Below are 23,254 nucleotides of genomic sequence, written 5' to 3'. Positions count from 1 at the left end.
GATGAATCAGGACAATCTGATCGAAATCCGCGACCTCAGCGTCGAGTTCGTCACCGGCGAGCATCACCACCGCGTGGTCAATAACGTCAGCTTTGATATCAAGCGTGGCGAAACCCTGGCCCTGGTCGGCGAAAGCGGATCGGGCAAGTCGGTGACCGCGCACTCGATCCTGCGCCTGCTGCCCTACCCGCTGGCGCGCCACCCCAGCGGCACCATCAACTACGCCGAGCGAGACCTGCTGACCCTCAAGGAAAAGCCCCTGCGGCACATTCGTGGCAACCGCATCGCGATGATCTTTCAGGAGCCGATGACCTCGCTGAACCCGCTGCACTGCATCGAGAAACAGATCAACGAAGTGCTTGGCCTGCACAAGGGACTTACCGGCAAGGTCGCCACCCGGCGTACCCTGGAGTTGCTGGAACTGGTGGGCATCCCCGAACCGCACAAGCGCCTCAAGGCCTTGCCCCACGAACTGTCCGGCGGCCAGCGCCAGCGCGTGATGATCGCCATGGCGTTGGCCAATGAACCGGAGCTGTTGATCGCCGACGAACCGACCACCGCCCTCGACGTGACCGTGCAGTTGAAGATCCTGGAATTGCTCAAAGAGCTGCAGGCACGGCTGGGCATGGCGTTGCTGCTGATCAGTCATGACCTGAACCTGGTGCGGCGCATCGCCCATCGCGTGTGCGTGATGCAGCAAGGATGCATCGTTGAACAGGCCGACTGCGAGACGTTGTTCCAGTCGCCGCAACACCCCTACACCCAGGAACTGCTGGGGGCTGAACCCAGCGGTGGGCCGGCCGGTAACACCGTTGGCCCGCCCTTGCTGGAAGTCGAGGACCTTAAGGTGTGGTTCCCGATCAAGAAGGGCTTTTTGCGCCACACCGTCGATTACGTCAAGGCGGTGGATGGCATCAACTTCAGCCTGCCCCAGGGGCAAACCCTGGGCATCGTTGGCGAAAGCGGCTCGGGCAAATCCACCCTGGGCCTGGCGATTCTGCGTCTGATCGGCAGCCAGGGCGGCATTCGCTTCGAAGGCCAGCAACTGGACAAGCTGACCCAGCAGCAGGTGCGCCCTCTGCGCCGGGAAATGCAGGTGGTGTTCCAGGACCCGTTCGGCAGTTTGAGCCCACGCATGTGCGTCAGCGAGATCGTCGGCGAAGGCTTGCGCATCCATAAGATGGGCACGCCCGCCGAGCAGGAAGCGGCGATTATTGCAGCGCTCAAGGAAGTCGGCCTCGACCCGCAGTCGCGACACCGCTACCCCCACGAGTTTTCCGGCGGCCAGCGCCAGCGCATCGCCATCGCCCGTGCCCTGGTCGTCAAGCCGCGCCTGATCCTGCTGGACGAACCCACCTCGGCGCTGGACCGCACGGTCCAACGCCAAGTGGTGGAGCTGCTGCGCAGCCTGCAGGCCAAGTACAACCTGACGTACCTGTTTATCAGCCATGACCTGGCGGTGGTGAAGGCGTTAAGTCACCAGTTGATGGTGGTCAAGCATGGGCAGGTCGTGGAACAAGGTGATGCGCGGGCGATTTTTGCTGACCCGCAGCATGCGTATACGCGGCAATTGTTGGAGGCGGCGTTCCTCGTCCCGGCCTGATGCATGGCCCCGCTAAATCGCCTACGCGGCGTAGCACACCGCGCTGAAACTTGAACAATCGCCGGTTTTGTATAAGGCTGCTCCCCGACGTATTCAATCACCGCCTGGGAGCGCCCGCCCATGACCGCCGCTACCGCACCGCTTTTCTGGCGAGACCCCGCGTTGCCCTTTATCGAAGCGCGGACCATCGCCGACGGGCGCAAGGTCACTTACACTCGGCACGCCCATGAGCACTTTTCCCTCGGTGCGATCACGGCCGGGCGCAGTTATTACCACTACGGCGACAAGACCTTCCAGATCAGCGCCGGCACCGTGGTATTGATGAACCCTGGCGATGTGCACGCCTGCAATCCCATCGAAAACGAGCCGTGGTCCTACCACATGCTCTACCTCGACACGCACTGGCTGACCGACTTGCAGCACCAGTTGGGCTTGCGCACCGATCAGGGTTATCGCCCGTTCAATACGCCGTACACCCGCGATACGGTGCTGTACAGCGGCCTGCTGGCGTTGTACCGATTGCTGCTCGACGAACACGCCGAACTGCTGCAAAAACAAAGCGCGCTGGTGAGTTATTTCAGTGACGTCCAGCAACGCCTCAACCCCGTCAACACCCCTGTGCGCGAGGTCAACCACAAGCTGGAACGGGCGGCGGACTACATCCGCGAACACTGCACCCAGGCGCTGAAACTGGAAGACATCTGCCTGGCGGCCGAGCTGTCGCCGTCCTATCTGATCCGCGCGTTCAAGCAGTATTACGGGCTCACGCCCCATGCCTTTCTGGTCAACCAGCGTATCCAGTTCGCCCGCACGCAATTGCGCAATGGCGAGTTGATCGCCGACGTCGCCCTCGCCGCCGGCTTTGCCGACCAGGCGCATTTCCAGCGGGCGTTCAAACTGCATTTTGCCGCCACGCCAGGGCAGTACCGCGACCGGCTCAAGCCATCAGCAAATAACCCACACTGGCCACCAGCAACGCGGCCATTGAGCGGTTGAACACGCGCACGCCCTGGGGGTTGCCCAAGTAGCGGCGCAAAAAGGTGCCGGCATAGGCCCAGCACGCCACCGACAGGTAGCAGATCACCAGGTAGAGGCTCGCAAACAGCCACACCTGCCGGGCATCGCCATCGGCCACAAACAAGCCCATCCCCGCCACACACGCCAGCCATGCCTTGGGGTTGAGCCACTGCATGATCGCCCCGTAGAGCATCGACGGCGCGCTGGCGCTGCCCTCGGCGTCCAGCCGGCCGTCATCCGTCGCCAGTTTCCAGGCCATGTACAGCAAAAAAGCCACCCCGCCCCATTGGATCAACTGGGTCAGTACCGGCCACCGCAGCAGCACCTCATGCAACCCCAGGCCGATCAGCACCAGCAACGCCGTGAAGCCAACCGCCGCGCCGAACACATGCTTCTGGCTGGCGACAAAACCGAAGCGCGCCCCAGAACTCAATGCCACCACATTGACCGGTCCCGGGGTAATGGAGGTGGCCAGGGCGAAGGCGGCCATGGAAAGGATCAAGCTCATTGCGGTTACCTTTTATGAGAATGCATATAGAGGCACCACGGTATAAGGCCCGGCCAATGGGGTATTGAACAAAATCACCCTGGGCCGTTGATCAACGCAAAGTGCGCACCCACCCCGGCGCGCACCCCCTCGGCTACGGCCAGCGCCACGGAACCACCGGCCAGCGAGGTGTCCCCACAGGCGAACACGCCGGGCACTGAGGTCTGGCGGGTTTCAGTGGTATGCAGGTACGGCCCGGTGGGACCGTCGATCAGCTCACAACCCAGTTGCCCTGCCAATGGGCTGATCCGGGTGCGCGGCACGGTGAAAATGCCATCCAGCGCAATGACCCGGCCGTCGATCAGCTCCAGGTCCGCACGCTCGCCACTGATGCTGCGTACACCCGTGCGTTCCACGCGGACCCCACGCCGGTCCAACTGTGCTTGTTGGCCGGCATCCGGGGTGAACATGCCGTTGGTGAACAAGGTGGTAGGGCCCAATCCGGAAGCATCAACGCGTGATGCATCGCCAGGGATGAGGTGGCCAGTACACCGATGCGGCCCAGGTCCAACTCATAACCGTGGCAGTAAGGGCAATGGAACACGCGCTGGCCCCAACGCTCTTGCAAGCCCGGGATGGCGGGTAGTTCGTCGACCACACCCGTGGCAAGGATCAGGCAGGTGGCCTGGAATTCGCCGTTGCACTGGGTACGCACACTGAACCCGCCCGGCTGTTGGCTCGCCTGGACCACGCTGTCCTGCACCCAGGTGACCGTCGGATATTCCATCAACTGGCTGCGCCCTTCGGCGGCAATCACCTGCGGCGGCTGCCCATCCTGGCCGAGAAAGCCGTGGGAGGTAGTGGCAAACCGGTTGCGTCGCAGCCCCGAATCAATCACCAGCACCGTGCGCCGCGCTCGCGCCAGTTGCAGGCCCGCAGACAGGCCGGCGTAGCTGCCACCCACGATAATCACGTCATGTCGCATAAAAATGGTCCCGTATCAGGCGCGTCCGGTCATCCGCACGCTTTCACGACACACCATAAGTTACATAAAAATATCGCGTCAAGTATCTCGTAACTTTTCAGATTACAAACGATACTTTTCGTGAGCTTAAACACGAGGTTTATAGATGAGAAACGACACCCGCCTTTCGCGCATGCTGCATGTGCTGATCCACATGGGCCGCCATGAGGAGCGCGCCACCTCGGAGACCATCGCCCAGATGCTCGGCACCAACCCGGTGGTGGTGCGGCGCACGCTCGGGCTGCTCAAGGAAAAAGGCTACGTACGGTCGGAAAAAGGCCATCAGGGCGGCTGGAGCCTGGGTAAGCCCCTGAGTGAAATTACCTTGCTGGACATTCACAACGCCCTGGGGACGCCATCGATATTTGCCATCGGCCTGTCCACCGACCATCCGCAATGCCTGGTGGAGCAAGCCGTGAATGCCGCGCTCACGGACGCTTTCGAACAGGCCCAGGCGCTGCTGTTGAAGCGCCTGGGCAAGGTGACCCTGGCGCAATTGGCCGAAAATTTTGACGAGCGCTACCGTGTCGCGATGCTGCCTTGACGCTGCGCGGGCAACTGCCCAATCCGACAGGACTACCCAGGATGATTAGGGTTACGTTGCAGCACCTTGTCCAGGATCCGGTCGGTCTTCAACGCCTCGATCGCCAACGAAGGATGCTCGGATTCGCCACGAATATGTGCGTTCATCGCCACCACGTGGTGCCACTGGATATGCGCGTGACACGGCACTTCCAGCACTTCGCTGACCTCGCCTTCAAGGCGCAGGGGCTGGTCTTCGAAGACTGCAAACGTTATGCGACCCGTGCTGCCGATCAGCTCGACCTTGTCCTCGCGCCGGTCCGCGACAAAGTTCCAGCAGCCCATGCCCAAGGCCCCCGAACTGAAGGTCCAGCACGCCGTCACTGCGTCTTCAGCCGCATAACGCCCGGCCTGGTGCGCAGTGAAACCTGAGACTTCGATGATATCCCCGGCCAGGTACTGGAACAGGTCAAAGCCATGGCTGGCCAGGTCGGCAAAGTAGCCACCGCCGGCGACCAGCGGGTCGGTGCGCCAGTTGGCCGCGCTGGCGTCCTCGGCACCCGGCGGCTTGCAGAAGGCCCAGGTAAGGTGACGCAACTCGCCGATGCGCCCGTCCCTCAGCCAATCGCGCACCTGTTGGAAGCGCGGCAACGAACGCCGGTAGTAGGAAACAAACAGGTGTAACCCGGCGCGCTCAAAGGTGCGCTGCATCAACGCACTCTGCTCGGCATTCAACGCCATGGGCTTCTCGACACAGCAATGTTTGCCCGCCGCCGCCACCATCAGGCTGTATTCCAGGTGACTGTCGGGTGGTGTGGCGATGTACACCGCGTCCACTTCGGGGTCGTTGATCAACGCCTGGGCGTCGGTGTAGAAACGCGCGATGCCATGCCGTGTCGCATAATCGCGCACCGCCGCCTCGCGACGCCCCATCACCGCCACCAGCGCCGAACCTGGCGCTTTATAGAAAGCGGGTCCACTCTTCAACTCAGTGACACTGCCACAGCCGATCATGCCCCAGCGTATGGTGTTCATCCTTTGTCCTCGTGCTTTTTCATCAGTCGGGCAGTATCCACGTACCCACGGCCACGCGCCATAACCACTTAGCATGACAATTGCATTACACTTTTGTGACATTCATCCCGCTGCGGGAGCACAAACGATGAAAATCAGAGCAACGGTCATTTGCGAACACGAGGGGCACATCCTTTTCGTGCGCAAGGCCCGGTCAAAATGGGCTTTGCCGGGCGGCAAGGTCGAACGCGACGAACGCCCGGTGGGCGCCGCCGAACGCGAGCTGGAAGAAGAAACCGGGTTGAACGTGGACGGGTTGCTCTATCTGCAGGAACTCAAGGCGCGCGACACGCTGCACCATGTATTCGAAGCGTCGGTCGTGAATATCGACGAGGCGCGCCCTTGCAATGAGATCGTCGATTGCCAGTGGTACGCCTATGAGGCCCTGGACCAATTGGACACCACCGACGCCACCCGGCATATCGTCAGGTCTTTTCTACGGCGCCTTTAGCTCTGCCCTCGCCCGTCCCTCTGGTTTCGCCCCTTCGTTTTCTGCCGTTCGTCACGGCTTATTCATCGCCAACGCGATGAGCACGTTCCGCACCCCGTAAATACAAGGCCTCCACCAGCTTTTGCCGCTCATCTCGTGGTAACTCACTGGCAAACTGCGCCAACGTCGTGTCCACCAGCGCCCTGAGCGCCGTGTCGGCTTCCCGCGCCTTGGCCAGTTCGGCCACCAGTACATCGCGATCCAGCGTGGGCGCTTGCAGTTGCTTGATCACCCCCATGCGTGCCTCGCGGCCAGCCAACACCAGTGGCTGGCTGTCGGCGCGATTGTGGCGCAGCAGTTGACGTAACTCCTTGCGCCGTTCCGGCGACAACTTGACCATGGCCTGGCGCAGGCCGTGCTGGTTGACCATGGCTTCAGCCGGTGTGGCCCGGGCCATCCAGTGATAAAGCCCACCGCCTACCCCGCCGATCAAAAACACGTTGAGCAGTACCGAAACAAGCAACCACGGTTTTAGGGATCTGGGGGTCATTGCTCGGTTTCCTCGGCGTTGACGCTGAAGATGACCTGCGCGTCGCCTTGATCGAAGACGCTGGGCAACACCTCGGACGACACCATCGGCAGCGGCACGCTCATGGACGCCACCAGCATGCCCGTGACGATACCGGCAACGCCCACGCCCACCAGCCCCGCGGGCGACAGCCAATTGGCGTAGCGCGACCAGAAAGATGCCGGTCTGGGTGCTGACTGACGTATCTGCCGAACCAGCGCCGGGTCGGTGAATATTTGATGGCTGTCCAGTTGCGTATCAAGCCAACCGGCCGCGGCCAACGCATTGCGCGCCTGCACGTTACCCGCGTCCAACAGCGCTTGAGCCGAGCGCTGTTCTGCGGCAGGCCAACGCCGCAGGTCAGCGCCGTAGGCATCGGCCAGATAAGCAAATCGTTCAGAAGTCATGGTTTTCCCCTTCCTGGGCGGGCAAGCCCGGGTGTGTCGGCAAGTTGGCTGCGCAACTGGCGCCGGGCCCGCGACAGCAGGCTCTCCAGCGCTTCGACGCTGATGTTCATCAGGGCCGCGGCGTCGATGTTCGACAGCTCCTGGTAGTACTGCAACACAATGGCTTCGCGCTGACGCTCGGGCAACGCCGCCAACGCGGCGGCCACGCGTGCATTGCGCTGGGCGGTGTCGAGTTGCTCATCGGCGGACGGCGCACTGTCCGCCAGCTCAAGCAGGTCGTACTCATCCAAAGGGCGTTCCTTGCGCCGACGCAAGCGGTCATGACACAAGTTGAGCGCCACGCGGTGCAACCAGGTATCGAACCGCGCTTCGCCACTGCGCCAACGGGCGGCGTGACGCCAGATACGCAAAAAGCTCTCCTGAGCGACATCCCTGGCCTCGTCGGCATCGCCCAACAAGCGGCTGGCGAGCGCCAGCAAACGCGGAAGCTTGCGCCTCACCATTTCGTTGACGGCGGCAGGTTCGTTATTGCCGATACGCGCCAGCAATTCAACGTCCGGATCAGTGTCTTTCAATCGGGCGATTCCAGAAAATCAGCGGATCCAGTGCCCTTCACGCCAGTACCAATTGGGGCCGTGGGCTTCCCAATGGCCGGGTTCCCAGCGCGCATTACGCATCACTGGCTGCCAGTGACCCGGCACCCACGCGTAGCCGCGTCCTTCCCAACGCCAGTGCCCGCGGTCCCAGGCGTAGCCTGGCCGCTCGACCGGAACCATCTCCACGCGCTGCGGCGGCGGTGCCTCACGGATGATGACTTCGGTCTGGGCAAAGGCCGGCGTGCTGACGAACGCGGCAAACGCCAACGGGGCAAACAAGGCACAGCGCAATTTGGCCAGTGGGCTCATGGCAACTCCTTCATCGGCGTGCGAATACACGCTGCTGATGGGTTGAACGGCGGGTGTCGAAAAATCCGTCGCGAGTCGCGCCGATTTTTTCAGACTCGGGTCGAAGGGCAGTATCGCGCGGGGTTTGGCGAGACTTGATGAAATGTTTGAAAGGATCGCGACGGATTTGCGCGTGTGGCGGCGTTCAAGGTTTAACGCCGCACACACCATGAGGAAACATCATGTCCCGTCGCATATCCATGCTGGTCGCCGCCCTGTTGATTGTCAGCCTCAGTGGCTGCGTAATCGTGCCCGAGCATCGGCATTGCTGCTGGCGCTATTACGGCGCAACCGACACCCTCTCGCCCGCCGCCACGGCCCACGTTTGATGGCGTGTATCCACAGTAACATTTGAAGTCGAGGCCAAATCGCAGGCAAAAAAAATCCCAAGTAGCTGATGGAAACTTGGGATTTAAAAATGCATAAACCGTGGGAGGTGAACGCCCGGCTATAGTAACGACTGTAAAAACGTGTAACAAGATTATTTTAATCCTTTCGTCGGATTGATAGTGTCGTAAGCCCTTCAATAACCACATGTTTTTTAAGGTGGCAATGAATAAAAGTGCCACTTTTTGGTGCGACTTCCATGGCTAATTCCTTTTATAAAAAAGGGTTATTGAAATAAGTGCCAAGGATTATTTACGCGCCACTTTGTAGCGCACGCAGTCCTGATAGAAGCTCTGGCGAATCGCCTCGGGTTTAAGGCGTGAGCGACTGTCATAGGTCTGCTCGGTGATGCCCATCGCCATCATGCGCATCCACGATTTGTTGAACTTGATGGTCTGGATCTTCTGCCGCGCGGCGTACAGCGACACCCCCGACAACTTGAGTTCCTGCGCCCTGGCGGCGGTGCCAGCGCCCCAACTGCACATGTACTTGTCACCCTCGCGCAGCTCCCGTGCCTGCACGGCCGCCGCGCCACCGGCCAGAGAACAGGCGATCAGCATGATTCCAACAGTGCGCATTTGCATCCCTACCTAACCACCTGAAAATAAACGCGATTCTGGCGAGGTTTTTGTTACAAAGGGGCCATTAAATTGCCTTATCAGCATAGCTGAACCGGTGGCGAGCGAACTGGCTCACACTGGGGCCGGCGCTATCCAGAATTGCTCTTTCACGTCTTGCTGCAATCAGTTGAGTCGCTTTTTTGCGTAGCCCTTTGAACTGGGTTTGCGCGCTTTTTCTCTGACTCTGGTCAGCCCATTCTGATTTTCCCAACCGTTCATCCAGCCGCTTTTTGCTGCGGCAGACTCCGACGCCTTGCCCCCTGCCGAGACGTCACGGATGACCCACGCCGCCCACATTGCCTCTATCGAACATGAGTTGAATGGCTTTCATCAGAGCCTGACGGGCAGTTGGGCCGCGATCATGGACGTGTGGGACAGCATCAAGCTGGTGCAGGCGATCCTTGAAAACCCGCTGAAGTAAGTCGAACAGCTCGGCGATCAGACAGCCAAGTTGGCGCAAATCGCCACCGATGCGCCAAGGTCATGGAACAGGCGATGTTGCTGACCAGTGACGAGGCGGCGTTGTTCCTGCTGGCGCGCACGGCAATGCTGTGGCTGGATGCACTGCCGCCCGGCCAGATAAAAAGCCGACAACCCGCTGCGCTTCCAAGCGCCAATACTTCGACCCGGAAAGTGGACTGCACTACAACCGCCATCGCTACTACGTTCCGGATATTGGTCGTTACCTGACGCCGGACCCGGTGAAGCTGGCGGGTGGGATTAATACATACCAATACGCGCCCAATCCTACGGGATGTATAGATCCGCTGGGATTAACTTGCGTATCTGGGAGGTGCCCCGGACAACCAGACAAAGCGCTAGCGAAAAAGCATGAGCAAAAAGCACCAGAAACTAGCGACTCTATTCGTCGTCAACATATGAACAGGCAGTAAATAAAGCATTGGATTGGCTGCTTGAAAATAACTTTCGTGCAGAAAAGCCAACACCGGGAAGATTCGGCCCACGCAAAGGGGAACCAGTTGGGATGCAGACCGCTGATGGTAAAACCGGATACCGCATTGAACATGATAGAAGTGGCGCCCATATAAATGTACGGTGCGCAAAGAAAAAAGGACCACACTATATCTTTGATGCCAGCCCGAAAACCGTATTTCAACCGACTAAAAGGTTCGCAAAAAAAATGAGCTATTTCGATGAAAAACTAACTACGGAGCTTAGATTCCACGGCATTCAGTTTACTACTCTACATCCAAGCGATCACACATCCATAGTCAGAGAAATCAATGAAAAGATACCATCTTCAGGAAGCAAAATTTCTTGGACAAAATTAAAAAAATCCATTAACTTCGGACACGAACTTCAAGATTTGGCATTTTCACGACTGTCCAATGAAATCCAAAAAGTAGCCGACGACACGATAATTATTTTGAGTGACTCGTTCTGTGACTAGGCTTACTGCACGAATACAGAACACCTAGAAAAAACACTCAGGATTTTCTCAGAAATACCGCAACACACCTATATAACTTCCAAATCATTGACATGGATTGCATGCATTTCATTTGAAGGCCAATTGGATTTCGCAAAACTTTTATCAGAATGAAAACTTGACCCATATTCACTTCGCACTTGAGAATGCGGCTTGAGTCATATAGAGCGTTCCCGTACCGCCACCAAGAACACACTAACTTCTGGATCTACTGCCGGTCTTTGCCGAGACCATACGCCACACCAGCCCGCCTATGAAAATACAAATAACCCATATACATGAACACCAGAACGCATTACACGTAACGTTTCATTCATTACTTGGCGATGGAATAGCTCAATGGGACGGTTTGGCTCCGAACATCGGAGAGGACCTGGATGTCGAACTGGATATGGATGAAGTTTTTTCCTGGCAAACAAACATCATGCTTTCATCAGACAGAACGCCTTCTATTTCCACACTAGACAGTGTCACTCGAATAATAGCCGAGCTCATTGAGAGCACAGACGATGAGTTCAAAGCGCTACGCCTCGGCAACTCAATAATCCTCATTGAACTTGATAAGCCGTTACCCAACAAATCCGGCTTTGTCGAAGTCAGCACAACAAAAATTCGGCTCTACCCTACAGCTATCTAAACGCAGCTCAACTCCACGCCACCACCAACAACCCCGCCCCCAACACCAGGCACAAAGGCGAATAAAACCACGTATCCAGCCGCGCAAACCGCGAGCCGCCGACCTTTTTGAAGAAACCCACCAACTCCGAATCCCCAATTGCCCTGGCAAACATCACCACGGCAATCGCGCTGATCCCCCACTGCAATGCCCGATGGGACACCGGCGGGAAGTACAGCCCGGCACGCAGGCACACCAGCAGCGCTATCGTCACCAGCCCCATCGCCACTAAAAAAGTGCCCAGAGCCGAAGGTTTGAACGCCGGGCGTGGCCCGCTGGCGAACTCACCGGGTAGTTGGGGGATGGCGGCGAGGCTGCCGAGTTTGCCGCCGGCGGCCCAGTACAGGTGGACCATGCTGATGCCGGTAAAAATGCCGACGATCCATCGTGCGATGACAAAGCTCATGGCAGGCTCTCCCTGGAAAAGTCCGAAATAGGATAGTCGCCAGGGGATTTTTTGCAGGCATTTCGTCGGCACACGGTGTATCACCCGCAGTTCCTAGCCTGAAAATGCGAACCACCTGTGGGAGATTGCTCACGCTAAAGGTAATCCGTAGCAATGCGTTCGAGCGCAAATCGAATCGTCGCGCCACTGCTCCCACAATTCGACCTGAGAGTAAGCCTGAGGTTACTTCAGACTCGCTTCAACCTTCACTGCCACATCCTCGGTTAACCACGCTTTCCACACCTCGGGATGCTCTTTCATGAACGCCTGGGCCACCTCTCGAGCCGGGGTATGGTTCTCGCTCATGGTCGCCAGGGCTTTGTTCAACGGTTCGATCGGAAACTCGACCTTTTCAAAGAATGCCGCGATCTGCGGGTGTTCTTTCTGGAACGGCGTGGACACGCCGATACTCAACTTGGACGCCAACGACCTTGTCGGCTTGGGATCAGGATTATCCGCATCCGTCAGGGTTTTCCAGGCTTCGGCATCAAAGGGTGGCTCTTGCAGTTGGATCAACTTGTAGCGTCCCATCAAGGGCGTTGGCGACCAATAGTAAAACAACACCGGCTTGCCGCGACGGATCGACGAGGCGATTTCGGCATCCAGCGCCGCCCCCGAACCGCTGCGGAAGTTCACGTAGCTGTCCTCCAGGCCATACGCCTTGAGTTTCTGTTTGTTGACCACTTCCGAGGTCCAGCCGATGGGGCTGTTGAGAAAGCGCCCTTTGCCCGGGGATTCAGGGTCCTTGAACACATCCTTGTAACGCGCCAGGTCTTTCACGCTCGCAAGGTCCGGCGCCAGCGGCTTGATGCCTTTGGCGGCATCGCCCTTGACCACGTACTCCGGCACCCACCAGCCTTCGGTTGCGCCTTTGACCGTATCGCCCAACCCCACCACCTTGCCTTCGGCCTCGGCCTTGACCCATACCGGGCTGCGGCCGGCCCATTCTTCGCCGATCACCTGGATGTCGTTCTTGGCCAGGGCGGTTTCCAGGGTGATGGTGGTGCCGGGCAAGGTGTCGGTGGGCAGGTCGTAGCCTTTCTCGACAATCACCCGCAGTATTTCAGTGATCAGGCTGCCGCTTTCCCAGTTCAAGTCGGCAAAATGCACCGGCGCTTGCGCCGCTGAAACCGGCAGTGAGGCGATTGACAGACTCAAAGCCGTCAAAGACGCAGCCAACAGCGTTTTCAATCCTTTCATGTCCCAGGCACCTCGCAGTATCGCAGCAAACAACGGACGGCTTTGCCGACAATGCGAAGCCTCTGAATAGTTAAGTCAACTCAACTGTAGTAGAGGTTCCGGGAGATAACGGATGTTCTGGGTATGGGTTGCTTATTCGCTGGCCTTGAACGTTACCAGCTCGCCCTTGCGCCACTTGGCGGCCTTGCCGGTCACAGCCTTGAGCGTCTTGGTCAGGCCTTCCTGCAACTGTTCGTTGGCGGCAAACACCAGCATCACACTGTGGCCTTCCTTGAACACGATGCCCTGGCCTTCGGCAGAAGAAACGAAGGCATAGTCGCCCAAGCCGTACACCGTCAACTTGATCTCGCGAAACTTGAGTTCGAACTTGCCACCTTCGCGACTGGGCAACACGGCCGCGCGAAAATGATCGCCCACCTTGAGTTCCAAGCGCGGTTTGTCATCCACCACCATCGCCGCTTCGGTATCGATTTCAGCGATGTAGATGCCTTCCGGCGTCTGCTCAGTGATGTAAACGAAACGGGACTGAAACTGCTTGACCAACTTTGCGCGCAAATCACCCAGCACGAACAATGCGTGCATATCCAGATTACTGACTGCCAAGGAAACGCCCCCACTTCTAAAAAAGCGCCGTCCGCCGGAGCGGGCAGCACAAAAAAACGGCCATCGCGGCACGCTTACGCAACACACATTGAAAAAACCGAAGAAGATTGCGCTGTTGCGCACTGCAGCCGGCACCGGCATTCAGGATAGGCCGCGTACCGGGTCATCAGGCGTCACAGGAAATCACAGGTTCACTAACCAGAGAATACCGGTCGACCCGCTTCAGAGAATAACCCCATTAAAAACGCAGTTTCCGACAGCCCGTACAAACGAAAACACCTTGGTGTGGAACCAGATGCCGGCCGCCGACGACCATACTAAAACAGCAACACGGGTTAAAACCACCTGTAACGCTGCTGGCGGTCAACAGGATCGATCAACAGGAGCTGACCATGCAACACGCCCAATACTACTGCTTGCACAGTCCCGACGGGTACTCCCCTGCCATTCTTTACCAAGTTGTACCTGCCGGCAGGAATTTTTTTCACATCCGTGAAGTGACCAGCGGGAGAATCAGAGGCTTTCGCAGCGACCATAGCCAAGCCTGCGAATTGGCCAAGCGACTGGAAGCCTCCCTGCACGACGGGATCGTTTCGTCACCTGGATAAGTTAACTGCGCCGCCACCCGTCAACAACTGCCATACTGGCCCGTCCATTGAAGTTTGCCCCGTGCGGGTCAGGTTTCATCAGTGCAGTTGGTTACCTCGAAGGGAAGGCGATACGTGACGGAATTTGATATTGGCGAATTTTTCATCCATGGCGACGCAAGGGAAGTAGACGGAGAGTTTCAAGCGGTGATCGTAATGCGCGCCAAGCCACCGCTGACAACTGTCACGACGCACCAGGTGGAAAAAGACCGTTGGTTCAAGACCCTGGACACCGCCGCTATCGCCGGAAGAGAATCCGCCCTTGCCCTCAAGACCGCCGTGGACGCGGGCGCGCTGACCTCCTGAGAATCCGATCGAACTCCCGCGTGCCAGAAGCCTCCCATGCATAACGATGAGCCGCCCGCATGGAGAAACCGATGGACACCACGACCCCAACACTGGAAACCCTCTTCGATCAACTGGGCCTGGATTCGAGCCAGGAAGGGATCGAACGCTTCACCGCAGAGCACCGTCTACCCGACGATATAAAGCTGAGCGACGCGCCATTCTGGAGTGAACAGCAGGCGAGTTTCCTCAGGGAGCAATTGCATGTTGATGCAGAATGGGCGCCGGCGGTCGACGACCTCAACGCCCTGCTGCACGAGCCTGCTCAGGCCTGACGCCCTTGGCGGCTTGCGGCTTGTACCCGAGGCGCAAACCGCCCCAGTGCCGGCCATTTACCATGATCGGCACCGACAAATCGTGCATCAACTCGCCCGTATCGCGGGTGTAGGTTTGTAACAAAACCGCTTGTTGATGGCTGCCGCAGCGAATCCCTGTACGGTCGTCGAACTTGCGTTTGGTACGGTTCTGTACGGCATCGACCTGGGCATCGCCGGTCAGCGCTTGGGAGAACGCCTGGTTGTGCGTCGGCACGTACCCTTGCGGCGTACAGGCAATGGCAAACACCAGGCCCTCGTGACGCGGTAGCAGCGCCTCCTGGATCGCCGGCAACACCTGGTCGGTGTAACCGTCAAAGCGCGTGTGGTATTTACTCGGGCTGGTATTGGGAATCGGCGTGTAGCTGCGGTCGAACAAGTCATCCAGGCTGATGCGGTTGTGCTGCACATCGGTTTCGAACTGTACGGCAATACGCTGCGCGCCCTCGCGCGCCAGGTCGTAGACCCGTTGGTGATAGTCATCCAGCCCAACCTGCGCCAGGCGTTCGCTGATGGTTTCGGCCTGGCCTTCCATTTGCACCGCGGCGTCGGCCAACTGCCGGGTTTGCTGGTCGCTCACGTCCAGGTCGCTGCGCATCTGTTCCACCGCATGGAACAGGCTGTCGAGTTGGGCGCGGTTGGTATCGGTGCCCTGGGCGATCTCGTTGACCTGCCCTTCCACATCCGCCGCCAGGCTGGCGATGCTGTGCAACTGCTCGCCGGCGTGCTCCACTTGTTCGACGCCGGTGTGCAAGTCCGCCGACAGCTGGCGAATCTGCTCTACCACCTGAGCCGTGCGTTGCTGGATATCCGCCACCATCACGCCGACTTCATCGGTGGCCGTGGCCGTACGACCGGCCAACCCGCGCACCTCGTCGGCGACCACCGCGAACCCTCGTCCATGCTCACCGGCGCGCGCCGCCTCGATCGCCGCGTTAAGCGCCAGCAGATTGGTCTGGCTGGCAATGGACTGGATAACCAGGGTCACGCGCTGGATTTCTTCACTGCGCAGGCTCAAGGCCTCGATCAGCTCACGGCTGGCATTCGCGCGCTGGCTGAGCTGGTGCATGCGTATGATGGATTGGGCCAACACTTCACGGCCTTCGGTGCTGCGCTGATTGGCCTGGCTGGCGGCGCCCAGGGCCTGGCGGCTCAACTGCGAAGTGACTTGCTCGGTGCTGATCATCACCTCGGCGCTGCTGACAATCTGCTTGGCCGCGCCCAATTGCGACTGCACACGGGCGGCCAGTTGCTTGACCGAATAGGCCACGCCAGCGGCAGAGAGCGCATTATGGCTGGTGGTATAGGACAGGTCGCGGGTCAGCTCGCCAATCGCATCGCTCGCCACCGACTCGGCTATCACCGGCCTGGACGTTTTCAGGCGAGGCAGCCAGATGACCAGCACAGCCAGTGGCAGGCAGAGGTAGAGCGGCAGGTTGGCGAATGCCAGGCCCAGAAGTACCAGCACCAGGGCGATGCTTTGCAAGAGTGGCACCCACCAGCCAGACATTGCGCGCGTCACCGTTCGCGGCGGCACGGCTGCGCCCATCAGCGTTGCGTCTCCAGCCATCGTCGTTACTCCGCTGTTTGTGATTATTGTCTCTGCATTAAACGCCACTATCAGGCCATTATCTATGGGCCTTTAGTGGGGTAGCGTGCGGCAGATCAATAATAGACGCAGGGTGTAACGCGTGCCTCTGCGGGGGATCGCATGGCAATCCCCCGGCTTCAGCGCATCAGGCTTGGCGCTGGTGCTTGTCGATCTGCTCGTGGCGCTCTTGCGCCTCGATGCAGTACTTGGTGGTAGGGCTGATCAGCAGGCGCTTGAGGCCGATAGGCTCGCCGCTGTCATCACACCAGCCAAAGGAATCTTCCTTGATGCGCTCCAGGGCGCGCTCAAGCTGCGGCAGCATGCGCTGGTCGCGATCGATAGCGTTTACCAGCCAGGTGCGCTCTTCTTCCACGGAAGCGGCGTCAGCCGGGTCAGCCGGGGTGTCCAGGCTTTCAATGGCGATACGGTTCTGTTCAATGCGCTCGTGGTGTTCCACTTTCATGTCTTGCAGCAACTTCTCGAAAAAAGCGTGCTGTTCGGCATTCATGTAGTCATCCGCCGGCATGGCCAGCAACTTTTCCTTTGTCATTGATTTCTCTATAAAAAATACGTGCATTAAGGCGAATAAGGGAGCGTTCCGGCCGACCTCTGCAGGTCTCGGAAGGGCGCCATCCATTCCAAGCGCCACCCGGCACTCAATTTACGAGGGGCGGCAGTCTAAGGCCGACTTGAGGGCGCAGCAACTGAAAAGACAGGCATTTTTTCCGATATAACCCCCAAAGGCACCAGGACGGGCTTGGCGAATGGCTATCGGAGTGCGTTTATAGCAGGAAAGTTCGTAGAGCAGCTATAAGCCGCAAGCTGCAAGCGACAAGCTGTAGAGCTAATCGGACTTGCAGCTTGCAGTTTGAGGTTCAGCGCTTGAGCTTGCGCTTGTTGCGGTATTGGTCGATCACCACCGCCACCACAATGATCAAACCCTTGATGATGTCCTGGATATACGCATCCACCCCGACAAAGGTAAACCCGCTGGCCATCACGCCCAGGATCAACGCACCGATCACGGTGCCGGTGATGCGCCCTACCCCGCCTGCCAGGCTGGTGCCGCCGATCACCGCCGCCGCAATCGCATCCAGCTCGTACGACATGCCCATGCCGGCCTGGCCGGTCGCAGCGCGTGCCGAGGCCACCACACCGGCCAGGCCGGCCAGAAGACCCGCGATGCTGTAGACGATGATCAGGTGGCGCTTGACGTTGATCCCCGACGTGCGCGCGGCCTGCATATTGCCGCCGATGGCATAGGTGTACTTGCCATACTTGGTGTAGCGCAGGGCGATATGGAAGATCACCGCCACTACCAGGAAGATGATCACCGGCATCGCACCATGGCCGATGGCGGTGTACGAATCCGAAAGCATGCTCACCGGCTGGCCTTCGGTGTAATAACGCGCCAGGCCACGGGCCGAGACCATCATGCCTAAGGTGGCAATAAAGGGCGGAATACCGGTGACGGCAATGATACTGCCATTGATCGCCCCCGCCAGCAGTCCCACACCCAGGCCCATGGCCACCGGAATCCACACAGGCAAGTCCGTCAGGCTGGGGAATACCGCCCGGGAAAAATCGGACGTCTGCGCCAGACTCGCAGCAATCATCGCCGACAGCGCCAGTACCGAGCCGGACGACAAGTCGATACCGGTGGTAATGATCACCTGGGTCACGCCAATCGCCAGCAGGCCGATGATCGACACTTGCAGGATCATCAGCACCAGGCGCTGGGAGTTCATCAAGAAGCTCTGGTCCCGCACGATCCAGCCGAACACCTCAAACACCAGGCCGATGCCGATCAGCACCAGGAAGATGCTCAGTTCGGTCGGCAGTCGCCGCCGGTGCTTGACCGGTGCCGTGGCAGGCTTGTTGTCTGTTATTGCGTTCATAGCCAATCACCTTCTTATTCTGTGGCACGGACCAACCGCAGGCCCGCGCGGCTGTTCGTCAGTGGACCGCGGTCATACCGGAGGCCAGTTGCATGACTTTTTCCTGGGTCGCATCCGCACGGTCCAGGGTGCCCATCAGTTCGCCTTCGTGCATCACCATCACTCGGTCGCTCATGCCCAGCACTTCAGGCAGCTCCGAGGAAATCATGATCACCGCCATGCCTTCGCTGGCGAGGAAGGAGATCAAGCGATAGATCTCGGCCTTGGCGCCCACATCGATGCCGCGAGTGGGCTCGTCCAGGATCAACAAGCGTGGGTTGGTCATCAACCAGCGGGCCAGCAAGGCTTTCTGCTGGTTCCCGCCGGACAAGGTGTCGATGCACTGCTCCAGGGACGGCGTTTTCACTCGCAGCTTCTTGCACATGTCTTCACACAGTGCGCGCAGGGCTTTCTGCTGGATGAAACCATTGCCCGAATAGTGCGGCAGTACGGCCATTTCCATGTTTTCCAGCACCGACAGGCACGGGAACAGGCCGCTGAGCTTGCGGTCCTCGGTCAATAGCGCGAAACCTTTCTCGATGGCCATGTGCGGGTCGCTGATGCGCACCGCCTCGCCATCCAGGATGATCTGCCCGCCGTCGCTTGGGGTGATGCCAAAAATGGTTTCCGCCACGTTGGTGCGGCCCGAGCCCATCAACCCGGCGATACCGAGGATCTCGCCGGCGTGCAGGTCGAACGACACGTCTTTGAACACCCCGTCCAGGCGCAGGTCGCGCACCGACAGCAACAGCTCGCCAATCGGCGTCTCGCGCACCGGAAACAGCTGGCTCAGCTCACGGCCCACCATCATCGAGATCAGGCTGTCACTGTTCATGCTGTCGGCGCGTTGCAGGCCGATGTAGTGACCGTCACGGAACACCGCCACTTCATCGGCGATGGCGAACACTTCGTTCATTTTGTGGGTGATGTAGACAATGCCTTTGCCCTGGGACTTGAGGTCGGCAATGATCGAAAACAGGTGGGCGACTTCCTTCTCGGTAATCGCCGACGTGGGTTCATCCATGATCAGGATGTCGGAGTCGTAGGACACCGCCTTGGCAATCTCGACCATCTGCCGCTCGGCGATGCTCAGGTTGCCAACCTGTTCTTCCGGGTCGAGGTTGATGCGCAGGCGCGCCAGCAACTCGGCGGTGCAGCGGTGCATTTCACGGTGGTTGACCATGTGCAGGCTGTTGAGCTGCTCGCGGCCGATCCAGATATTCTCGGCGATGCTCATGTGCGGCATCAGGTTGAGCTCCTGATGGATCATCGCGATCCCGGCCTTTTGCGCCGCCAGCGGCGTTTCAAACACGATGGGCTTGCCACGCAGGCGTATTTCGCCGGCGTCGGGCTGGTAGATGCCGGCGATGATTTTCATCAAGGTCGACTTGCCCGCACCGTTCTCGCCCATCAGTGCCAGCACGGTGCCGGGGCGCACGCGCAGTTGCACGTCGGCCAGGGCCACGACGCCCGGAAAGCCTTTGCTGATGTTGACGATTTCCAACAGGTAGGGTTCGTCCAGCGGCAACGGCTGGCTACCGGGAGGCGGTGAAACAGCGGCTTGAGCGAGCATAGAGAGGTACTCCATCGGCAGGGCGGGCACGACCGCCCTGCCGCTTATTGTTGTTATGTCGGGGCTATTTATGCCGGGACTATTTGAAATCTTTGACGTTGTCCGGCGTGATCAGTTGGAACGGGATCACCACGTTCTGCTCGACCGGTTCGTTCCTGGCCATCTTGCGCGCGGCGTCGACCGACTTGTCCGCCTGGCCCTTGGCATCCTGGAAAGCCGACACCGTCATATCGCCCTTGGTGATCGCGTTCAAGCCGTCCGGCGTACCATCGACACCGGCGATCAGTACGTCTTTCTTACCGGCCGATTTCAGCGCCATGGCCGCGCCGATCGCCATCTCATCGTTGTTGGCCAACACTGCGTTGAAGTCGCGGCCCTGGGTCAGCCAGTCGTTGACCAAGGTCATGCCCCTGTCGCGCAGCCAGATACCGGTCTGCTCCTGCTCGATCTTGATGTCGGGGTATTTGGCCAGGACTTCCTTGACGCCTTTGGTGCGGTTGGTGGTGGAGTTGTTCGCCAAGTCACCCAGCAGGATCACGATCTTGCCCTTGCCGCCGAGTTTTTCGGCGATGTACTGCATCTGCAGCTTGCCGGCCTCAACGTCATCGGAGACTACAGCGACAACGTCCTTGGGCAAGTCTTTCTGGTCAGGGCGACGGTTGACGAACACCAACGGGATTTTCGCCGCGGTGGCTGCCTTGATGATGTTCGCGGTCGACGCAGTGTCCACCGGGTTGACGATGATGGCGTCGACTTTCTGGCTGATAAAGTTCTCGACCTGGCTCAATTGCTTGACCACATCGGCGCGGGCGTCTTCGAACTGCAGCTGCACGCCGTCACCCTTGGGGTAGGACTTGGCTTGCCTGTCCATATCCTCGCGCAGGTAGGTGAGGAAGGTGTCATCGAAGGCGGACATGCTCACGCCTATCTTGAGGTCGGCCGCCGAGGCAACGCCGCTGGCCAGGAACATGGACAGGGCCAGCGCGGTAAAACGGATCGGGGTCTTCATGAACGGTCTGTCTCCACTTTCTTGTTGGTTTTTTGGACGTTGCGTTTATCAGAGGCTGCGTTTATCAGAGCTCAGCAGGCAGTCGGACGAGCGGTGCGCCGGGAATGCAGCAGACCAGCGCGCCCTGGTTTTCGACGCACAGCACATTAAGGAAGGAGAAGTAGAACGGCCGGGCGCGGGGCAGATCGCGGGGCGTGTGGGCGGGGCGTAAAACTCGCAGTACAGCGTTGAAGATTTTCATCTGACGGTACCTGGTTGTTTTTGATCTTGTTTTTGTTGAGTCGTCCGGATCGAGCCCGAGACGTACTTTATGCAACCTGGAAAAGACTTTATTGGAAAATAATTTCCATATCAACTTGTTTTAGAATTTTATTCTATTTTTGTTGAAACCACCTGCTGACGCTCGGCGCTAAGGCGTGCGGCGTCCAATATCCGCGTGGTTTCCAGCGCGTCATAGGCACTGACCGGCAATGCGCCCTGCCCCTGCACGGCGGCCTGCAACTGCTGATAGAACTGCATCCAGCAGCCTTTTTCCGACGGCACCCGTTCGCGCTCCGAACCTTGCTCGAACCAGCCCCAGCGGCGGTGTTCCTCGGCGCCCCAATGATCGCCTTCGGTCTTCGGCGACTTACCGGCCAGCAGCGCTTCCTCCTGGCCGTCGAGTCCCTCCACCGTGTAACAACCAGCGCTGCCACTGACACGAAACCGTGGCGCCTGGCTGTTTTGCAGGGCATTGCCCCAGAGATGAGAGATCACTCCGTTGGCGTGGGTCAGCGACACGAAAAAACCATGGTCGACGCTGGGATGTTCGGCCGTGTAATGCAATTGCGCAAACACCCGGTCCACCGGGCCGAACAACTGCAGCGCCTGGTCCACCAAGTGGCTGCCCAGGTCGCGCAACCAGCCGCCCCCGCTGGCATTGCCCACGGCTTGCGGGCTGTAGCGTTCCACACGGGATTCGAAGCGGGTGACAACGCCCAGTGCGCCCGCGTCGATCAGCTTGCGCAGGGTCAGGTAATCCGAATCCCAGCGCCGGTTCTGATAGACGCTCAGCAATACTTCATAGCGCTCGGCGGCGGTGATCAGCGCCTGGGCCTGTTCGGCGTTGGCGGCGAACGGTTTGTCGCTGACCACCGCCAGGCCATGTTCGATGGCTTCCAGCACCAGCGCCGGGCGACCCTTGAGGGTGGTGGAGATGACCAGGGCGTCGACCCCGGCTTCGACGATCTGGCCGATGCTGTCAAAAGCCTGGAGACCCGGATGATCGGTTGCCAGTTGCTGGCGACGTTCGGGTGATCGTGTGACGACCCCGACAAACGTCGCGCCCGGCAATGTGGCAATCAGCGGCGCATGAAAGAAGCGCCCTCCATGGCCGTAGCCGACTAGTCCGATTCGCATGAACTCACTCCTTCTTAGAAGTGGAAACCGAGTCAAATGTGGGAGAGGGCTTGCCCCCCGATGCCAGTGTGTCAGTCAAAAAAACTTTATCTGACCCACCGCCATCGGGATGCAAGCCCCCTCCCCACACCGACTGCATTCCACCTGTGGATTTGCGATCAGCCGTAGAAGTGCGGGCGATCCGGCAGGCTGACCTTGACGATCTGCTCACTGCCCTGCGCTTCAATACACGCATCCGCCGCCACCGCCGCCGCAAACCCATCCCATGCCGACGGCCCACCGACCTGGCCGGCCCGCACGCTGTCGATGAACGCCTGCAGCTCCACGTCATAGGCGCCGATAAACCGATCCTTCCAGTCCATCAGAATCGCATTCGACAACTTCGCGCCGCTGCGCAGTTGCACCTGCGAAGGCTCCGGCAGTTTGGCGATACCGGTCTCCCCCACCACTTCGCACTGGATGTCGTAGCCATACTGGCAGTTCACAAACACTTCCACGTCGATGCGCGTGCCCTTGGCGGTTTCCAGCAGCACGATCTGCGGGTCGCGCAGATGAGCCAGGGCCTTGCTGGTCTTGCGCGGGAACACTACCTGCACCGACACGTAGTCGTCATTGAGCAACCAGCGCAGCACGTCCAGCTCGTGGATCAGGGTGTCGGTGATCGCCATGTCGGTCTTGTAGTTCTCGCCCACCGTCGGGTTGCGGTGCGCGCAGTGCAGCATCAATGGCTCGCCGATCTGGCCACTGTCGATCACCGCCTTGAGGGCGCGATAGCCTTCGTCGTATGGGCGCATGAAGCCCACTTGCACCAGGCGCTTGCCATAAGCCACTTCGGCTTCGACGATGCGGCGGCAGCCTTCGGCAGTCACGGCCAGGGGTTTTTCACAGAACACCGGTTTGCCGGCGGCGATGGCGGCGAGCACGAACTCTTCGTGGCTCGGGCCCCAGGAGGTCACCAGGATGGCTTGCACCTGCGGCGAGTT

General features: G+C 59.3%; 28 protein-coding genes and 2 pseudogenes. 11 read left to right on the top strand and 19 right to left on the bottom strand.

The genetic code is table 11. The features are described from left to right. Position 1: 1 nt before the first annotated feature. Positions 2-1,603 (top strand): ABC transporter ATP-binding protein, encoded by a 1,602-nt coding sequence (locus tag V6M90_RS16235; protein ID WP_078824379.1) that lies wholly within the window; start codon positions 2-4, stop codon positions 1,601-1,603. A 120-nt stretch (positions 1,604-1,723) separates the two neighbouring features. Next, positions 1,724-2,599, top strand: a complete 876-nt coding sequence (locus V6M90_RS16230; protein WP_003173560.1) for an AraC family transcriptional regulator — start codon at positions 1,724-1,726, stop codon at positions 2,597-2,599. Here V6M90_RS16230 and V6M90_RS16225 read toward each other — a convergent pair. Continuing rightward, positions 2,541-3,128 (bottom strand): LysE family translocator, encoded by a 588-nt coding sequence (locus tag V6M90_RS16225; protein WP_042944578.1) that lies wholly within the window; start codon positions 3,126-3,128, stop codon positions 2,541-2,543. The genes V6M90_RS16230 and V6M90_RS16225 overlap by 59 nt on opposite strands. A gap of 74 nt (positions 3,129-3,202) precedes the next feature. After that, positions 3,203-4,092, bottom strand: a pseudogene (locus tag V6M90_RS16220) (NAD(P)/FAD-dependent oxidoreductase). Positions 4,093-4,237: 145 nt separating this feature from the next. Between V6M90_RS16220 and V6M90_RS16215 the strand changes: the two are divergent. Then, entirely contained in the window at positions 4,238-4,675 is a 438-nt protein-coding gene (locus V6M90_RS16215) for an Rrf2 family transcriptional regulator (protein ID WP_003173558.1), read from the top strand. A gap of 32 nt (positions 4,676-4,707) precedes the next feature. Here V6M90_RS16215 and V6M90_RS16210 read toward each other — a convergent pair whose 3' ends face one another. Beyond that, positions 4,708-5,688 (bottom strand): Gfo/Idh/MocA family protein, encoded by a 981-nt coding sequence (locus V6M90_RS16210; RefSeq protein ID WP_003173557.1) that lies wholly within the window; start codon positions 5,686-5,688, stop codon positions 4,708-4,710. Positions 5,689-5,815: 127 nt separating this feature from the next. Here V6M90_RS16210 and V6M90_RS16205 point away from each other — a divergent pair, with 127 nt between their 5' ends. Further along, on the top strand, positions 5,816-6,178 hold the full coding sequence (locus tag V6M90_RS16205) for an NUDIX hydrolase (protein ID WP_003173556.1): 363 nt from the start codon (positions 5,816-5,818) through the stop codon (positions 6,176-6,178). A gap of 58 nt (positions 6,179-6,236) precedes the next feature. Here the strand turns inward: V6M90_RS16205 and V6M90_RS16200 are convergent, their stop codons facing one another. The 4 genes from V6M90_RS16200 to V6M90_RS16185 are packed head-to-tail and all read right to left on the bottom strand — an operon-like array spanning position 6,237 to position 8,037. Beyond that, on the bottom strand, positions 6,237-6,707 hold the full coding sequence (locus tag V6M90_RS16200; protein ID WP_078732908.1) for a periplasmic heavy metal sensor: 471 nt from the start codon (positions 6,705-6,707) through the stop codon (positions 6,237-6,239). Further along, positions 6,704-7,132, bottom strand: a complete 429-nt coding sequence (locus V6M90_RS16195) for a hypothetical protein (RefSeq protein WP_003173554.1) — start codon at positions 7,130-7,132, stop codon at positions 6,704-6,706. The genes V6M90_RS16200 and V6M90_RS16195 overlap by 4 nt, the downstream gene beginning before the upstream one ends. Then, positions 7,129-7,707: an RNA polymerase sigma factor gene (locus tag V6M90_RS16190; protein WP_003173553.1), complete on the bottom strand. Its 579-nt coding sequence runs from the start codon at positions 7,705-7,707 to the stop codon at positions 7,129-7,131. Before V6M90_RS16190 ends, V6M90_RS16195 begins: the two co-directional genes overlap by 4 nt. Before the next feature lie 18 nt (positions 7,708-7,725). Continuing rightward, on the bottom strand, positions 7,726-8,037 hold the full coding sequence (locus tag V6M90_RS16185; RefSeq protein WP_042944575.1) for a YXWGXW repeat-containing protein: 312 nt from the start codon (positions 8,035-8,037) through the stop codon (positions 7,726-7,728). Positions 8,038-8,258: 221 nt separating this feature from the next. Between V6M90_RS16185 and V6M90_RS16180 the strand changes: the two genes are divergently transcribed. Beyond that, the gene (locus V6M90_RS16180; RefSeq protein WP_003173551.1) at positions 8,259-8,405 is read left to right on the top strand and encodes a hypothetical protein; all 147 of its coding nucleotides are present in this window, start codon (positions 8,259-8,261) and stop codon (positions 8,403-8,405) included. Positions 8,406-8,711: 306 nt separating this feature from the next. On the opposite strand, the gene V6M90_RS16175 is transcribed toward V6M90_RS16180, so the two are convergent. After that, the gene (locus V6M90_RS16175) at positions 8,712-9,041 is read right to left on the bottom strand and encodes a hypothetical protein (protein ID WP_026136677.1); all 330 of its coding nucleotides are present in this window, start codon (positions 9,039-9,041) and stop codon (positions 8,712-8,714) included. A gap of 319 nt (positions 9,042-9,360) precedes the next feature. On the opposite strand from V6M90_RS16175, the gene V6M90_RS16170 reads away from it, so the two are divergent. The 4 genes and pseudogenes from V6M90_RS16170 (at position 9,361) to V6M90_RS16155 (ending at position 11,170) form a co-directional block, all read left to right on the top strand. Beyond that, positions 9,361-9,504, top strand: coding sequence for a hypothetical protein (locus tag V6M90_RS16170; RefSeq protein WP_332846770.1), 144 nt, complete (start codon positions 9,361-9,363; stop codon positions 9,502-9,504). A 168-nt stretch (positions 9,505-9,672) separates the two neighbouring features. After that, positions 9,673-9,886: pseudogene (locus V6M90_RS16165) on the top strand (RHS repeat-associated core domain-containing protein); the annotation flags it as partial. Positions 9,887-9,984: 98 nt separating this feature from the next. Then, a complete protein-coding gene (locus tag V6M90_RS16160) occupies positions 9,985-10,494 on the top strand; it encodes a hypothetical protein (RefSeq protein WP_332846769.1) in 510 nt (169 codons plus the stop codon). Positions 10,495-10,786: 292 nt separating this feature from the next. Beyond that, positions 10,787-11,170, top strand: a complete 384-nt coding sequence (locus tag V6M90_RS16155; RefSeq protein ID WP_332846768.1) for a hypothetical protein — start codon at positions 10,787-10,789, stop codon at positions 11,168-11,170. 7 nt (positions 11,171-11,177) lie between these two features. On the opposite strand, the gene V6M90_RS16150 is transcribed toward V6M90_RS16155, so the two are convergent. The 3 genes from V6M90_RS16150 to V6M90_RS16140 form a co-directional block, all read right to left on the bottom strand. Continuing rightward, positions 11,178-11,615, bottom strand: coding sequence for a DUF3995 domain-containing protein (locus V6M90_RS16150; RefSeq protein ID WP_003173547.1), 438 nt, complete (start codon positions 11,613-11,615; stop codon positions 11,178-11,180). Between the two features lie 222 nt (positions 11,616-11,837). Continuing rightward, on the bottom strand, positions 11,838-12,854 hold the full coding sequence (locus V6M90_RS16145; RefSeq protein WP_141064450.1) for an ABC transporter substrate-binding protein: 1,017 nt from the start codon (positions 12,852-12,854) through the stop codon (positions 11,838-11,840). Positions 12,855-12,986: 132 nt separating this feature from the next. Further along, entirely contained in the window at positions 12,987-13,436 is a 450-nt protein-coding gene (locus V6M90_RS16140) for a hypothetical protein (RefSeq protein WP_042944565.1), read from the bottom strand. 743 nt (positions 13,437-14,179) lie between these two features. On the opposite strand from V6M90_RS16140, the gene V6M90_RS16130 reads away from it, so the two are divergent. Both V6M90_RS16130 and V6M90_RS16125 read left to right on the top strand, forming a co-directional pair. Continuing rightward, positions 14,180-14,410, top strand: a complete 231-nt coding sequence (locus tag V6M90_RS16130) for a hypothetical protein (RefSeq protein ID WP_332846767.1) — start codon at positions 14,180-14,182, stop codon at positions 14,408-14,410. Positions 14,411-14,481: 71 nt separating this feature from the next. Beyond that, positions 14,482-14,724, top strand: coding sequence for a DUF2789 domain-containing protein (locus V6M90_RS16125; RefSeq protein ID WP_332846766.1), 243 nt, complete (start codon positions 14,482-14,484; stop codon positions 14,722-14,724). On the opposite strand, the gene V6M90_RS16120 is transcribed toward V6M90_RS16125, so the two are convergent. The 8 genes from V6M90_RS16120 to V6M90_RS16085 all read right to left on the bottom strand — a co-directional run. Beyond that, a complete protein-coding gene (locus V6M90_RS16120; RefSeq protein WP_370694851.1) occupies positions 14,690-15,949 on the bottom strand; it encodes a methyl-accepting chemotaxis protein in 1,260 nt (419 codons plus the stop codon). The two genes, V6M90_RS16125 and V6M90_RS16120, sit on opposite strands and share 35 nt — an antisense overlap. Positions 15,950-16,499: 550 nt before the next feature. Continuing rightward, complete coding sequence (locus V6M90_RS16115; RefSeq protein WP_003191666.1) at positions 16,500-16,904, bottom strand: TraR/DksA family transcriptional regulator; 405 nt, start codon at positions 16,902-16,904, stop codon at positions 16,500-16,502. Between the two features lie 325 nt (positions 16,905-17,229). Continuing rightward, positions 17,230-18,252, bottom strand: coding sequence for an ABC transporter permease (locus V6M90_RS16110; RefSeq protein WP_003173541.1), 1,023 nt, complete (start codon positions 18,250-18,252; stop codon positions 17,230-17,232). A gap of 58 nt (positions 18,253-18,310) precedes the next feature. Beyond that, positions 18,311-19,864 carry a sugar ABC transporter ATP-binding protein gene (locus tag V6M90_RS16105; protein WP_003173540.1) on the bottom strand — a complete coding sequence of 518 codons (1,554 nt, stop codon included), beginning with the start codon at positions 19,862-19,864 and terminating at the stop codon, positions 18,311-18,313. Positions 19,865-19,943: 79 nt separating this feature from the next. Continuing rightward, positions 19,944-20,873 (bottom strand): sugar ABC transporter substrate-binding protein, encoded by a 930-nt coding sequence (locus tag V6M90_RS16100; protein WP_003173539.1) that lies wholly within the window; start codon positions 20,871-20,873, stop codon positions 19,944-19,946. A 64-nt stretch (positions 20,874-20,937) separates the two neighbouring features. Continuing rightward, positions 20,938-21,114, bottom strand: coding sequence for a hypothetical protein (locus tag V6M90_RS16095; RefSeq protein ID WP_176156632.1), 177 nt, complete (start codon positions 21,112-21,114; stop codon positions 20,938-20,940). Between the two features lie 128 nt (positions 21,115-21,242). Further along, positions 21,243-22,271 (bottom strand): Gfo/Idh/MocA family protein, encoded by a 1,029-nt coding sequence (locus V6M90_RS16090; RefSeq protein WP_078732889.1) that lies wholly within the window; start codon positions 22,269-22,271, stop codon positions 21,243-21,245. A 158-nt stretch (positions 22,272-22,429) separates the two neighbouring features. Beyond that, positions 22,430-23,254, bottom strand: an 825-nt coding sequence (locus tag V6M90_RS16085) for a Gfo/Idh/MocA family oxidoreductase (RefSeq protein WP_332846765.1), incomplete at its 5' end; no start/stop codon positions are given.

This window comes from Pseudomonas lactucae (assembly GCF_036688725.1).
GTDB lineage: Bacteria > Pseudomonadota > Gammaproteobacteria > Pseudomonadales > Pseudomonadaceae > Aquipseudomonas > Aquipseudomonas lactucae.
The sequence above is the reverse complement of the archived record's forward strand: the minus strand, read 5'-3'. Positions and strand labels throughout refer to the sequence as shown.

Excerpts from the sequence above, each read along its gene's own strand:
- V6M90_RS16235 (WP_078824379.1), top strand. The coding sequence starts at position 2 with ATGAATCAGGACAATCTGATCGAAATCCGCGACCTCAGCGTCGAGTTC.
- V6M90_RS16170 (WP_332846770.1), top strand. The coding sequence starts at position 9,361 with ATGACCCACGCCGCCCACATTGCCTCTATCGAACATGAGTTGAATGGC.
- V6M90_RS16105 (WP_003173540.1), bottom strand. The coding sequence starts at position 19,864 with ATGCTCGCTCAAGCCGCTGTTTCACCGCCTCCCGGTAGCCAGCCGTTG.
- V6M90_RS16175 (WP_026136677.1), bottom strand. The coding sequence starts at position 9,041 with ATGCGCACTGTTGGAATCATGCTGATCGCCTGTTCTCTGGCCGGTGGC.
- V6M90_RS16210 (WP_003173557.1), bottom strand. The coding sequence starts at position 5,688 with ATGAACACCATACGCTGGGGCATGATCGGCTGTGGCAGTGTCACTGAG.
- V6M90_RS16100 (WP_003173539.1), bottom strand. The coding sequence starts at position 20,873 with ATGAAGACCCCGATCCGTTTTACCGCGCTGGCCCTGTCCATGTTCCTG.
- V6M90_RS16195 (WP_003173554.1), bottom strand. The coding sequence starts at position 7,132 with ATGACTTCTGAACGATTTGCTTATCTGGCCGATGCCTACGGCGCTGAC.
- V6M90_RS16120 (WP_370694851.1), bottom strand. The coding sequence starts at position 15,949 with ATGATCAGCACCGAGCAAGTCACTTCGCAGTTGAGCCGCCAGGCCCTG.
- V6M90_RS16150 (WP_003173547.1), bottom strand. The coding sequence starts at position 11,615 with ATGAGCTTTGTCATCGCACGATGGATCGTCGGCATTTTTACCGGCATC.
- V6M90_RS16145 (WP_141064450.1), bottom strand. The coding sequence starts at position 12,854 with ATGAAAGGATTGAAAACGCTGTTGGCTGCGTCTTTGACGGCTTTGAGT.
- V6M90_RS16225 (WP_042944578.1), bottom strand. The coding sequence starts at position 3,128 with ATGAGCTTGATCCTTTCCATGGCCGCCTTCGCCCTGGCCACCTCCATT.
- V6M90_RS16185 (WP_042944575.1), bottom strand. The coding sequence starts at position 8,037 with ATGAGCCCACTGGCCAAATTGCGCTGTGCCTTGTTTGCCCCGTTGGCG.
- V6M90_RS16115 (WP_003191666.1), bottom strand. The coding sequence starts at position 16,904 with ATGACAAAGGAAAAGTTGCTGGCCATGCCGGCGGATGACTACATGAAT.
- V6M90_RS16140 (WP_042944565.1), bottom strand. The coding sequence starts at position 13,436 with ATGCACGCATTGTTCGTGCTGGGTGATTTGCGCGCAAAGTTGGTCAAG.
- V6M90_RS16205 (WP_003173556.1), top strand. The coding sequence starts at position 5,816 with ATGAAAATCAGAGCAACGGTCATTTGCGAACACGAGGGGCACATCCTT.
- V6M90_RS16215 (WP_003173558.1), top strand. The coding sequence starts at position 4,238 with ATGAGAAACGACACCCGCCTTTCGCGCATGCTGCATGTGCTGATCCAC.
- V6M90_RS16155 (WP_332846768.1), top strand. The coding sequence starts at position 10,787 with ATGAAAATACAAATAACCCATATACATGAACACCAGAACGCATTACAC.
- V6M90_RS16200 (WP_078732908.1), bottom strand. The coding sequence starts at position 6,707 with ATGACCCCCAGATCCCTAAAACCGTGGTTGCTTGTTTCGGTACTGCTC.
- V6M90_RS16180 (WP_003173551.1), top strand. The coding sequence starts at position 8,259 with ATGTCCCGTCGCATATCCATGCTGGTCGCCGCCCTGTTGATTGTCAGC.
- V6M90_RS16095 (WP_176156632.1), bottom strand. The coding sequence starts at position 21,114 with ATGAAAATCTTCAACGCTGTACTGCGAGTTTTACGCCCCGCCCACACG.
- V6M90_RS16090 (WP_078732889.1), bottom strand. The coding sequence starts at position 22,271 with ATGCGAATCGGACTAGTCGGCTACGGCCATGGAGGGCGCTTCTTTCAT.
- V6M90_RS16110 (WP_003173541.1), bottom strand. The coding sequence starts at position 18,252 with ATGAACGCAATAACAGACAACAAGCCTGCCACGGCACCGGTCAAGCAC.
- V6M90_RS16125 (WP_332846766.1), top strand. The coding sequence starts at position 14,482 with ATGGACACCACGACCCCAACACTGGAAACCCTCTTCGATCAACTGGGC.
- V6M90_RS16230 (WP_003173560.1), top strand. The coding sequence starts at position 1,724 with ATGACCGCCGCTACCGCACCGCTTTTCTGGCGAGACCCCGCGTTGCCC.